Below are 11,894 nucleotides of genomic sequence, written 5' to 3'. Positions count from 1 at the left end.
CGTCGATTTGAGTGTTGCTGCTGCAATATGACGACAATGGTGGTCAGACTGGATGCCCGCGATCGATTTTGCTGCTGAGGATGATCGAGGTCGTGGTCTTGTCCACGCCGTCTACGCTGCCGATCTGATCCAGCAGTTGATCCAGCTGTTCTGGCGAGTCGGTACGCAGCCACGCCACGTAATCAAATTCGCCACTCACCGCACACAGCTGTTGCACCTGGGCCATCGCACTCAACCGTCGCAGCACCTCTTTGCCGGAGCGCGGCTGCACCTTGATCCCGACATAGGCCTGCAACCCGCCATCCACGACACGCTGGCCCAGACGCACGCCGTAGCCAGTGATGACTTTGGCCTTTTCTAGTCGTGCCAGTCGCGAAGTCACGGTCGTGCGGGCGATCCCCAGTTGCCTGGCCAGCATCGCCACGCTTTCGCGGGCATTGATCTGCAGGGCGGCAATCAACTGGCGGTCGATTTCATCTAGCACGGGTGGGCGGATGTCGGACAAGGGACTTCTCCACGCAGATACGAAAAAGCCGCACATATGTGCGGCTTTTTGATGTTTGGTGGGCCCACACGGACTTGAACCGTGGACCAAAGGATTATGAGTCCTCTGCTCTAACCAACTGAGCTATAGGCCCTCAGTAGGCCGCGGATTATAGCGACGGTTTCTCGGCTGTGCTATCCGAAAAATCTGATACGGCTATACGAAGAAACGTCGCGGCGAACTCTTCGGGTGGCAGCGGCAGGCTGACGATGTAGCCCTGGATCTGTTCGCAGCCCTCGGCGGTGAGGAATTGTTGTTGGGCCTGGGTTTCCACGCCTTCGGCGATCACGGTGAATTGCATGCTGCGGCCCAGGGCGATGATGGCGCGGACAATTGCCGCGTCGTGCGGATCGTCGGGCAGGCCGCGGACGAAAGACTGGTCGATCTTGAGGATATCCAGCGGCAGGCGCTTGAGGTAACTCAGCGAGGAATAACCGGTGCCGAAATCGTCGATGGCCAGTTGCACGCCGAGGTGTTTGAGTTGGTGCAACACTGCCAGCGCCTCTTCGGCCTGGCTCATGATGAAGTTTTCGGTAATTTCCAGTTGCAGTAAATCCGGCCTCAGGCGGTTGTCCTTGAGCAGCTGTTCGATGCGCCCCAACAGGTTCGGCTGGCGCAGTTGCGCGCCGGCGAGGTTGACCGACAACGGGCCCAGGGATTCATAGATCTGTCCCCATTCGAACATTTGCCGACAGGCGGTTTCCAGCACCCAGTCGCCGATTTGCAGAATCATGCCGTTCTCTTCCGCCAGTGGGATGAAATGCTCCGGCGGCACCTCGCCGAAGGTCGGGTGACGCCAGCGGATCAGGGCTTCGGCCCCGACCAGACTGTGATCGTCGAGGCTGATTTTCGGTTGGTAGTAGAGGTACAGCTCTTCCCGCTCGATGGCCCGGCGCAATTCATGTTCCAGCGCCACCCGCTCGCTGGCCTGGGCGGTGAGGTCCCGGGTGTAGCTTTCGACGCGATTACGACCCTTGGCCTTGGAGCGATACATCGCCGCGTCGGCGTTCTTGATCAGGGTGGCGACGTCGCAGCCGTCGCGGGGATAGAGGCTGGTGCCGATGCTGGCGCTGATGAAGAACTCATGCTCGCCGGCTTGAAACGGTGCGGCGAAGCAATTCAGCAGTTTGGTGGCAATGTTGTCTGCATCACCGGCCTGTTGCAGGCCCGGTAGCAGGATGATGAATTCATCGCCGCCCAGCCGCGCCACCGTGTCGATATCGCGAAGCTGTTCCTTGAGGCGCACGGCGATGCCTTTGAGCAGCAGGTCGCCGACCGGATGGCCGAGACTGTCGTTGATGTGCTTGAAACGATCGAGATCGAGAAACAACACCGCGCCCAGGCTGTCGTTTTCCTGCTGACTGTTCAGCGCCATCAACAGGCGGCTTTCGAACAGTGTCCGGTTTGGCAGACCGGTCAGCGGGTCATGGTGGGCCTGGTAATCGAGTTTGGCCTGAGCGTGCTTGAGGCTGGAAATATCGGCAAACACCGCGACGAAGTGAGTGATGAACCGGTCGCGGTTGCGCACGGCGCTGATGGTCAGCCAGCTGGGGTACAACTCGCCATTCTTGCGCCGGTTGGAGATTTCGCCTTGCCAGTGGCCTTCGTCGGTCAACTGGTGCCACATCGCCGCATAAAATGCGCTGTCATGCAGCCCGGAAGCCAACAGGCGTGGGGTATGGCCTAGCGCTTCGCTTTCGCTGTAGCCGGTAATTTCCGTGAATGCGCGGTTCACCGCGCTGATGTGCTGCTGGGTGTCGGTAATCAGCACGCCCTCGGCGGTGCTTTCGAAGACGGTTGCGGCCTGTTGCAATTTTTCCTGCATCAGGTGGCGTTCAGTGATGTCGCGGGCAATGGTCAGCATGCAGTCTTCGTCGCCGATCGGCAGCGGACGGCTGGACACTTCGCAGAGGCGGATTTGCCCGTCGCTGCGGCGGATGTGGCAGGTGAAGTCACGAACGAAACCGTCACGGTGCAGCAGGTCGAGCATCTGTTTGCGTTCGTTGAGATTGACCCAGATCCCCAGATCCAGTGCCGAACGGTCCACCGACATGGCGCTGTTGAAACCGGTGATGCGGCTGAAACCTTCATTGACCTCCAGCAACAGACCATCACTCTGGCGTGACAGCAGCAGGCCGTCCGGCGAGGCGTGAAAGGCCTTGGCGAACTTTTCTTCGGAGGTTTGCAACTGCTGTTGGGTTTCCTTGAGCTGCGTGATGTCGCGCACCACGACGACCAGTGCCGGTGTCGTGTCGAGTTCGAACGGTTCGGCGGAAATCAGCCCGGTGAACACCTGCCCATTGTTGCGACGAAAGGGCATCTCCAGGTTGCGAATGCTGCCGGCCTGCAGGCGTTGCAGCAGGCCGGGACCCACGCCGGGAATGCCCCAGATATTGAGTTCGGTGGCGGTCTGGCCGATGACTTCTTCGGCTCTCAGTCCGATCTGCTCTTCAAAGGCTTCGTTGACCTCCAGCAGGCAGCCGTCGGACAGCCGGGCGATGACCAGAATATCCGGGCATTGCTGGAACACGGAGGCGAACTTCTGCTCCGACAGGCGCAGGGCCTCTTCGGTACGCTTGGTTTCACTGATATCGATCATCAGGCCGCGCATCACCGGCTCGTGGCCATGCTCGATCAGGCTGACAATGTCGCGCACCCACAGGCAACGGCCATCGGCGGTGATCACTCGATAGTCAAGGCTGTGATCCCGTCCGGCGAGAACTTCGTGATCGCAGAAGCTCTGCGCGCGGGTCAGGTCGGCGGGATGGATGATGTTGCGCCAGAAACCCGGGATCAGCCAGTGCGACAGGGGGTAGCCGAGCAGATCCTCGGCGTGGGGCGACACGTAGCTGTAGGTGAAATCGCTGATCCGTGCCTCCCATGCAATGGCCGACAGACTCTCCACCAGGCCGCGATAGTGGTATTCACTGCTGCGCAGTTCCTGTTCAAGGTCGATACGTCGAGCGATTTCCGAGCTCAGGCGGCGGTTGATACGGATCACCACCGCCAGCACGACCACCAGCAGCAACAGGCCTGGCAGGCCATAGACCAGCAGATCCGACCAGAATGTCCGATGATCGAGGACGTTGCCCACCCAGTGTTCCTGGATGCTGCTGATCTGCTCAGGGGACATGTCGGCCAGGACTTTGTCCAGAATGCCCACCAGCATTTTGCTGTCGCGGGGAACCCCCATTGCCAATTGATAGCGATAAGGGGTTTCGCCGCTGACATACAGCCCGTCGAGCTTGAGCTGGCGCAGGCTCCAGACACTGGAGGCGAGGTCGCCGACCACCGCGTCCACCTCATCGGTGGCCAGGGCCTGCAACGCCGAGCTGACATTGGGCATGGCCACCAGATTCAGATCGGGATGATGGGTACGCAGAAGCTCATGGGGGGCGTAGTTTTCGACGACCGCGATCTTCAGCCCATACAGCTCCTCGATCTTGCGCGGTTGTGGACCGCCGACGTGGGCGAGGATGACGATCGGAAAGTCCAGGTAAGGGCGAGTGAATGCCAGATAGTTCTGACGTTCCGGGGTGGACATGATGCCCGGCAGCAGATCGATCGTGCCGTTTTTGGCCTGTTCGAGCACGGCTGTCCAACTTGAGGGTTCGACGGGCGTAAGTTTGATGGCCAGGCGTTGGCGGATCACGTCGATATAGTCCGCGGCCAGGCCCTGATAGCGGTTCTGGTCGTCGCGAAACTCGAATGGCGGCCACGAAGCATCGACACCCAGGCGCAAATCCGGGTGAGCCGCCAGCCAGCTACGTTCTTCGTCGGTCAGAGTCAGCGCGTCAGCCGTTGCGGTCCAGATCATCAGTGACAGCAAAAAGAGCACGGACGCCAGTCTGGGCATAACGGTCTCGTTATGGCTCGGGGGAATGTTTCGAGTGTAGACGGGCTGTGCGCGAGGGGGGGGGAGTGCGAGGTATTTAATATGCCCTGAAAAACAAAACCCCCGGCCTGGGCCGGGGGTTCTGGTATCACTCGTCGAGGAACGAACGCAGGTGTTCGCTTCGCGTCGGGTGGCGCAGCTTGCGCAGCGCCTTGGCTTCGATCTGACGGATCCGTTCACGGGTCACGTCAAACTGTTTGCCGACTTCTTCGAGCGTATGGTCGGTGTTCATGTCGATACCGAAACGCATGCGCAGGACCTTGGCTTCACGGGCAGTCAGGCCGGACAGTACTTCGCGAGTCGCTTCTTTCAGGCTCTCGACAGTGGCGACATCGATTGGCGACTGCATGGTCGAGTCTTCGATGAAGTCACCCAGATGAGAGTCTTCGTCATCACCGATCGGGGTTTCCATGGAGATCGGTTCCTTGGCGATCTTCAATACCTTGCGGATCTTGTCCTCAGGCATCTCCATGCGCTCGCCCAGCTCTTCCGGGGTCGGCTCGCGACCCATTTCCTGCAGCATCTGGCGGGAAATACGGTTGAGCTTGTTGATCGTCTCGATCATGTGCACCGGAATACGAATGGTGCGGGCCTGGTCGGCGATCGAGCGAGTGATCGCCTGACGGATCCACCAGGTGGCATAAGTCGAGAACTTGTAACCACGACGGTATTCGAACTTGTCCACCGCTTTCATGAGACCGATGTTGCCTTCCTGGATCAGATCGAGGAATTGCAGGCCACGGTTGGTGTACTTCTTGGCGATGGAAATCACCAGACGCAAGTTCGCTTCAACCATCTCTTTCTTCGCACGGCGGGCTTTCGCCTCACCGATCGACATGCGACGGTTGATGTCCTTGATCTCGGCGATGGTCAGGCCGGTCTCGGTTTCCAGCGCGGTCAGCTTCTGCTGGCAACGGATGATGTCCGGTTGCACGCGGGCAATGGCTTCGGCGTACTTGCTCTTGCCTTTGGCCAGGGCGTCGGACCAGCTTTCGTCGACTTCGTTGCCCGGGAACTGACGCAGGAAGTCGGCGCGCGGCATACGTGCATCACGTACGCACAGTTGCATGATCGCACGCTCTTGTTGACGCAGACGATCCAGGGCGCTGCGAACACGCTCGACCAGGGCTTCGAATTGCTTCGGCACCAGTTTGATCGGCATGAACAGCTCGGCCAGCGCCAACAGTTCGGCAATCGCCGCCTTGTTGTGACGACCGTGCTTTTTCAGGGCCTTGCGGGTGATTTCCATCTGATCGGCGACAGCACCGAAGCGCTGTGCGGCAATGACCGGATCCGGACCGCTTTCGGCTTCTTCTTCGTCATCGGAAGCTTCGGCATCGTCATCGTCGTCGGATTCTTCGGCTTTCGCCGCTTTCGCGTCGATCGGCGGCGGCACTTCGGCGGCAGGCGGCGCAATGCCGTCGTCCGGGTCGATGTAACCGCTCAGAACGTCGGACAGGCGACCACCTTCGGTGGTGACCCGAGTGTACTCGGAGAGAATGTGGTCAACCGTGCCGGGGAAGTGCGCGATTGCGCTCATCACCTCACGGATGCCCTCTTCGATACGTTTGGCGATTTCGATTTCGCCTTCACGAGTCAGAAGCTCGACCGTACCCATTTCACGCATGTACATGCGCACTGGGTCAGTGGTGCGACCGATATCGGTCTCCACCGCCGCCAACGCAGCGGCTGCTTCTTCCGCAGCGGCCTCGTCGGTATCGGCGTCGGCCAACATAAGGGCGTCCGCATCCGGAGCACTCTCGTGTACGGGGATCCCCATGTCGTTAATCATGCGGATGATGTCTTCCACCTGCTCCGGATCTGAAATATCCTCGGGCAGGTGGTCGTTGACCTCGGCGTAAGTCAGATACTTCTGCTCACGACCCAGTTTGATCAACTCAATAATACGAGACTGCTGTTGCGCTTTTCCGGACATAACACCCTATCCACTGAAGGTCTTGGCGGGCAAAAAACAAGCCGAGGATTATACCTGAGCTATGACCTCACGCGCCAGTTGAGGTCGGGTTTGGTGCAGGAACATCCCGTTTGAGCAATTCGAGCAGCAAAGATTTTTCTTCGGTGCTCAGATCGCTTTGACGTGATTTCCTGAGAAGTTGTTCCAGCTTTCGCTCGCGCTGGCGGGCTGACAAGCTAGTTATGGTGTCGAAAAACTGTTGTTCAAGGTTTTCTCCGTTGATCAACCACTCCTTTTCTGCCAGGCGGGTCAGCAATCGACCTTGTTCGGTGCCATGCCATCGCGAGATCAACTGAAAAGAGTTTAGCTGAGGATTCTTTTGCACGGCTTCCAGTGAGGCCACCAGCAGTTGGGTATTGGTATTGTCTTCATCCGCGAAATGGCTGGCCGTCTCGACCTTCAGCGCCAGTTGCGGGTGATGGATCACCGTTCGCAGGGCGGCCATGATCGGTGGCTCGACCGGGGCCGGTACTCTTGGTGCGCGCGGTTGATCGCGATCACCGCCACGCTTGCCGTTCTTGTCCCAGGTTTTTTTGTCCCATTTCTTGCCGCCGGCGCCGGGTTTTTTCGGGGTCCATTCCTGCTGCGGCACATACATGTCCTGTGCCTGCGGCTGATGGTAGTCGCTGAAGTCCGGCATCGCGTCATAATCGATGCCCGGATCGTAGGCGGGCGGCGCTTCCTGCGGCGCGCTCTGAGCCAGCTGGCTGACGGTCTCGCTGCTCAGGCCGGTGATTTCGGTCAGGCGCTGGCGCATCAGAATCCGCAGATTGGCCCCCGGCACTTTATCGATCAGCGGTGCGGCAAGCGTCGCCATATGCGCCTTGCCTTCGAGCGAACGTGGGTCGGCCTCTTCGGTCAGTTGCTGGAAGAAGTAGTCTGCCAGGGGTTGCGCGTGCTGATTGATCCGCGCACGGAAGGCGTCTGTGCCTTCGGCGCGGATCAGGGTGTCCGGGTCCTCGCCTTCGGGCAGGAACAGGAACCGTGCGCGGCGACCGTCCTGCAGGCTGCTCAGTGTCGCTTCCAGTGCGCGCCATGCGGCGTTGCGGCCGGCCTGGTCGCCGTCGAAGCAGAACAAGACGTTCGGCACTACGCGAAAAAGACGCTTCAGGTGCTCTTCGCTGGTGGCTGTACCCAGCGTCGCGACGGCATTGCGCAGGCCTTGCTGGGCCAGAGCGATGACGTCCATGTAGCCCTCGACGACGATGATTTCGTCGAGGTTGCGGTTGTTCTTGCGGGCTTCATACAGGCCGTAGAGTTCCTGGCCTTTATGGAATACCGGGGTTTCCGGCGAGTTCAGGTATTTCGGCTTGTCGTCGCCGAGGACCCGGCCGCCAAAGGCGATGATGCGCCCGCGAGTGTCGCGGATCGGGAACATCACGCGATCACGGAAGCGGTCATAGCGCTTGCCTGTTTCGGCGTTCTCGATCAGCAGGCCGGCATCGATCATGGCTTTCTGCTGCAGGGTGTCGCTGCTCAGGTGCTTGTACAGATTGTCCCAGCCCGGGGGAGCGAAGCCGAGGCCGAAGTCCCGGGCGATCTCGCCAGTCAGGCCACGACCCTTGAGGTAATCCACTGCCGCCTTGCGTGCCGGATGGCTCTTGAGCGCCTGCCGATAAAAGTCGGCGGCGGCGCTGAGTAGCGGGTACAGCGGTGAGTCGGTCGGCTGGCGCGGTTTGTGCGAGCGGCCGCCTTCTTCGCGCGGCACTTCCATGCCGGCGGCTTTGGCCAGATCCTCGACGGCCTGGGGGAAGTCCAGGTTGTCGTGATCCATGAGAAAACCGAGAGCGTTGCCACCTGCGCCGCAGCCGAAGCAGTAATAGAACTGCTTGTCGGGGCTGACGCTGAACGACGGGGTTTTCTCTTTGTGGAACGGGCAGCAGGCGGTGTAGTTCTTGCCGGCCTTCTTCAATTGCACGCGCGAGCTGACCACGTCGACGATGTCGGTGCGGTTCAGCAGGTCGTCAATGAAGCTCTGGGGAATCAGCCCGGCCATGGCGTTCTCGTCGTCTGCGCTGTAATGAGTCCGATGCGAAGGGCGGCCGGACGCGGGTCATGCTTGAAAGCGCACGAAGAGTGCGGCTCGACCGGTGTCGTCTGCGTAATCGCTGTCGGGAAGTGTATCTGCCGAAAATCCACTGACGTTAGTACCTATCAGTCTTCGACTATTTGAAAGTGTTGCGCTGAATCCGCTGACGGCCGGTTGATGGCCTCGGATAGCTCAATAAAGCGGGCACGCAAGCAGGTGCCTTGGGCTGATCGTCGTAAGAGGAATCAGTGGGTGTGCTCGTCAGTAGCCTTGAAAGGCTCGTCAGAAAAGACGTGCACCGCTGGCAAAAGAGCCAGGCCTGACGCGGTGAAGCGGATTTGTCTCGGTCGCGTGTGCGGCTTCGACGGTGAAGCATCAAGCGTTTTACGCAAATGCCATTAGCCCGGCTGAGGGCCGGGCTTGGCAGAAGCTTGCTACGATCGTCTGTGTATTAGTACAGACGAACGGCGCGGCGCTGTTCGCGCTGAACTTTCTTGGCGTGACGCTTGACAGCGGCTGCTGCCTTGCGCTTACGCTCGGAAGTTGGCTTCTCGTAAAATTCGCGGCTACGAACTTCAGCCAGTACACCGGCTTTTTCGCAGGAGCGCTTGAAACGACGCAGAGCTACGTCGAAGGGTTCGTTCTCTTTAACTTTGACGGCTGGCATCCAGAGCTACCTTCATTCATTACCGGGGTCAACATCCTCGCGGCAAAAGAGCACTTGAAGACGTCGGTTTTTAAGGGTTGCGGATGTTAACCCCTCAACGCTCGGAATGCAAAGCCTCTGATCGAAAACCGCTGGTCGGGGCATCCAGTGGCGACTATTATGCGCGCCTTCGAATTCAGCCTAAACAAGGCGCAAACCCATGCTAGTACTGGGATTAGAAACTTCCTGCGACGAAACCGGCGTCGCTTTATACGACAGTGAGCGCGGCCTGCTGGCCGACGCACTGTTCAGCCAGATCGACCTGCACCGCGTCTACGGCGGCGTCGTGCCGGAGCTGGCATCGCGCGATCACGTCAAGCGCATGCTGCCCTTGATCCGTCAGGTGTTGGCAGAGGCTGACTGCGTGCCGACCGAGATCGACGCCATCGCCTATACCGCGGGTCCCGGCCTGGTCGGGGCTTTGTTGGTCGGGGCTTCCTGCGCCCAGGCGCTGGCATTTGCCTGGGGCATTCCGGCACTCGGCGTGCACCACATGGAAGGCCACTTGCTGGCGCCGATGCTGGAGCCAAAACCGCCGGAGTTTCCGTTCGTCGCTTTATTGGTGTCCGGTGGTCATACGCAGTTGGTTCAGGTCGATGGTATCGGCCAGTACAGCCTGCTTGGCGAGACTCTCGATGATGCTGCAGGCGAAGCCTTCGACAAGACTGCGAAGATGATGGGCCTCAATTATCCGGGCGGGCCGGAAATCGCCAAGCTGGCGGAGAAGGGCGTCGCAGGACGTTTCACTTTCCCGCGTCCGATGTGTGATCGCCCGGGCCTGGATTTCAGCTTCAGCGGTCTGAAGACCTTCGCCCTCAACACCTGGCAGCAATGCGTCAGCGCCGGGGACGACAGCGAGCAAGCCCGTTGCGACATCGCGCTGGCGTTCCAGCAGGCCGTGGTGGAGACTTTGACCATCAAGTGCAAGCGTGCGCTGAAACAGGCCGGCATGAAGCGTCTGGTGATCGCCGGTGGCGTGAGTGCCAACAAGGCGTTGCGGGTTTCGCTCGAGAAAATGCTCGGCGACATGAAGGGCGATGTGTTCTACGCCCGCCCCGAATTCTGTACCGATAACGGCGCGATGATTGCGTTCGCCGGTTGCCAGCGTTTGCAGGCCGGCCAGCAGGAAAGCCTGGCGATCAGCGTGCAGGCGCGCTGGCCGATGGAGCAATTGTCGGCGCTGGGATGAGCGACGCTCACGTGTGCTATTTAAAAATGCCGTTCGCGCCCGGCAAACAGGTCGCGTAGATTGCCCCGGTGACGCCAGACGATCAGCAGCGTGAGCGTGCTCATCGGCAACAGCGCCGCCGGTTCCTGCCAGGCCAGCAATGGCAGGGTCAGGGGCGTGGCGATCAGGGCCGCCAGCGAGCTGGTGCGGGTCAGGTAGAACGTCAGCAGCCAGGCACACACGGCCAGCAGAGCGGCAGGCGGATACAGGCCCAGCAGCATGCCGGCGGCCGTGGCGACGCCCTTGCCACCGCGAAAGCGGAAGTACAGCGGGAACAGGTGACCGATCACGGCAAAGACGCCGATCCACGCCTGATCCTGCAGCGAGAGGCCCGATGCCGAAGCGATCAGCACCGGCAGCAGGCCTTTGCACAGATCGCCCAGCAGGGTCAGGATCGCGAGTTTGCGGCCGGCCAGGCGCAGCATGTTGGTGGCACCGGCATTACCCGAGCCACTCATTCGCGGGTCCGGATTTCCGGTCAGGCGGCTGAGCAAAATGGCGAAGGACAGAGAGCCGAGCAGGTAGGCGAGGATCGCCAGTAACCAAAACATGCTAACTATTCCGGGCGAGGACGCCCTGATTCTAACGGCGCATTGCGCCCTTGTCGTGCAGTGGAGAGAAGTGCTTGGACAGAGTGTTTATCGAGGGCCTGGAAGTCGACACCGTGATCGGTGCCTACGACTGGGAGCGCGGCATCCGACAGTGCCTGCGTCTTGATCTGAGCTTCGCCTGGGACAACCGTCCGGCCGCAGCCGGTGACGACCTGACCCTGGCGCTCGATTACGCCAGTGTTTCCACGCGGATCCAGGCTTTTGCCGAGCAGGCTCAGTTCCAGTTGGTCGAAACCTTCGCCGAGCGCCTGGTCGAAGTGCTGATGAACGAATTCAAGATCACCTGGGTGCGCCTGAAGCTGACCAAGCCTGGCGCGGTTCCAGCCGCCAAGGGTGGTGTCGGTGTGGAGATCGAGCGCGGATGTCGCTGACTCAGGTCTATCTCGGGCTCGGTAGCAATATCGAGCGCGAAACCCATCTGCGCGCAGGTCTGGATGCCCTGGACGGTTTTCTGGTGGATATCCGCTGTTCGGCGGTGTTCGAAAGCCAGCCGGTGGGGATCAAGAGTGGGCCGTTCTTCAACTTTGTGGTCTCGGCCTACACCGATCTGCCCCTGATGGAGCTGGATCGCCGGCTGAAATTCATCGAGGCGGATAACGGTCGCTACGCCCCGGATCGCAAGGGATTGCCGCTGGACATCGATGTCCTGCTGTACGGCGAGCTGGCCGGCAATTTCGACGGGCTGATCCTGCCTCGGGCCGAGATTCTGAAAAATGCTTTTGTGTTGTGGCCGCTGTCGCTGATTGCGCCGGATCGGGTACATCCTGGGGTGGGAAAAAGCTTTGCCACCTTGTGGTCCGAGGCGCAGATCGATCAGGTACTGGCACCGGTCGGATTTGAATGGCGCGGTATTCAACTCACCCCTTCGGATTTATTGAACTGACTGACGCCATCGCGACCGGTGCG

9 protein-coding genes and 1 tRNA gene are annotated in these 11,894 nt (G+C 60.1%); 3 read left to right on the top strand and 7 right to left on the bottom strand.

Features of this window, described 5'->3' with window-relative positions:
* Positions 1 to 43: 43 nt before the first annotated feature.
* The 6 genes from J5M72_RS00265 to rpsU form a co-directional block, all read right to left on the bottom strand.
* Complete coding sequence (locus tag J5M72_RS00265) at positions 44 to 505, bottom strand: Lrp/AsnC family transcriptional regulator (protein ID WP_169432172.1); 462 nt, start codon at positions 503 to 505, stop codon at positions 44 to 46.
* A 56-nt stretch (positions 506 to 561) separates the two neighbouring features.
* A tRNA-Ile gene (locus J5M72_RS00260) sits at positions 562 to 638 on the bottom strand.
* 15 nt (positions 639 to 653) lie between these two features.
* Positions 654 to 4,400, bottom strand: coding sequence for an EAL domain-containing protein (locus J5M72_RS00255; protein ID WP_207863708.1), 3,747 nt, complete (start codon positions 4,398 to 4,400; stop codon positions 654 to 656).
* Positions 4,401 to 4,527: 127 nt separating this feature from the next.
* A complete protein-coding gene (rpoD, locus tag J5M72_RS00250) occupies positions 4,528 to 6,375 on the bottom strand; it encodes an RNA polymerase sigma factor RpoD (RefSeq protein ID WP_039768067.1) in 1,848 nt (615 codons plus the stop codon).
* Between the two features lie 67 nt (positions 6,376 to 6,442).
* Entirely contained in the window at positions 6,443 to 8,410 is a 1,968-nt protein-coding gene (gene dnaG / locus J5M72_RS00245; protein WP_207863707.1) for a DNA primase, read from the bottom strand.
* A gap of 484 nt (positions 8,411 to 8,894) precedes the next feature.
* Positions 8,895 to 9,110: a 30S ribosomal protein S21 gene (gene rpsU, locus J5M72_RS00240; protein WP_002551877.1), complete on the bottom strand. Its 216-nt coding sequence runs from the start codon at positions 9,108 to 9,110 to the stop codon at positions 8,895 to 8,897.
* A gap of 199 nt (positions 9,111 to 9,309) precedes the next feature.
* Between rpsU and tsaD the strand changes: the two genes are divergently transcribed.
* Positions 9,310 to 10,338 carry a tRNA (adenosine(37)-N6)-threonylcarbamoyltransferase complex transferase subunit TsaD gene (tsaD, locus tag J5M72_RS00235; RefSeq protein WP_207863706.1) on the top strand — a complete coding sequence of 343 codons (1,029 nt, stop codon included), beginning with the start codon at positions 9,310 to 9,312 and terminating at the stop codon, positions 10,336 to 10,338.
* A gap of 20 nt (positions 10,339 to 10,358) precedes the next feature.
* Here the strand turns inward: tsaD and plsY are convergent, their stop codons facing one another.
* The gene (plsY, locus tag J5M72_RS00230; protein WP_207863705.1) at positions 10,359 to 10,928 is read right to left on the bottom strand and encodes a glycerol-3-phosphate 1-O-acyltransferase PlsY; all 570 of its coding nucleotides are present in this window, start codon (positions 10,926 to 10,928) and stop codon (positions 10,359 to 10,361) included.
* Between the two features lie 74 nt (positions 10,929 to 11,002).
* Here plsY and folB point away from each other — a divergent pair, with 74 nt between their 5' ends.
* The gene (gene folB / locus J5M72_RS00225) at positions 11,003 to 11,359 is read left to right on the top strand and encodes a dihydroneopterin aldolase (protein ID WP_034155079.1); all 357 of its coding nucleotides are present in this window, start codon (positions 11,003 to 11,005) and stop codon (positions 11,357 to 11,359) included.
* Entirely contained in the window at positions 11,350 to 11,871 is a 522-nt protein-coding gene (folK, locus tag J5M72_RS00220) for a 2-amino-4-hydroxy-6-hydroxymethyldihydropteridine diphosphokinase (protein WP_207863704.1), read from the top strand. Before folB ends, folK begins: the two co-directional genes overlap by 10 nt.
* The last annotated feature ends 23 nt before the right edge of the window (positions 11,872 to 11,894 follow it).

It is taken from the genome of Pseudomonas sp. 58(2021), assembly GCF_017491585.1.
Lineage (GTDB): Bacteria > Pseudomonadota > Gammaproteobacteria > Pseudomonadales > Pseudomonadaceae > Aquipseudomonas > Aquipseudomonas fluorescens_BT.
This window is presented reverse-complemented; position numbering and strand designations above follow the sequence as displayed.

Excerpts from the sequence above, each read along its gene's own strand:
- plsY (WP_207863705.1), bottom strand. The coding sequence starts at position 10,928 with ATGTTTTGGTTACTGGCGATCCTCGCCTACCTGCTCGGCTCTCTGTCC.
- folK (WP_207863704.1), top strand. The coding sequence starts at position 11,350 with ATGTCGCTGACTCAGGTCTATCTCGGGCTCGGTAGCAATATCGAGCGC.
- tsaD (WP_207863706.1), top strand. The coding sequence starts at position 9,310 with ATGCTAGTACTGGGATTAGAAACTTCCTGCGACGAAACCGGCGTCGCT.
- rpoD (WP_039768067.1), bottom strand. The coding sequence starts at position 6,375 with ATGTCCGGAAAAGCGCAACAGCAGTCTCGTATTATTGAGTTGATCAAA.
- J5M72_RS00255 (WP_207863708.1), bottom strand. The coding sequence starts at position 4,400 with ATGCCCAGACTGGCGTCCGTGCTCTTTTTGCTGTCACTGATGATCTGG.
- dnaG (WP_207863707.1), bottom strand. The coding sequence starts at position 8,410 with ATGGCCGGGCTGATTCCCCAGAGCTTCATTGACGACCTGCTGAACCGC.
- rpsU (WP_002551877.1), bottom strand. The coding sequence starts at position 9,110 with ATGCCAGCCGTCAAAGTTAAAGAGAACGAACCCTTCGACGTAGCTCTG.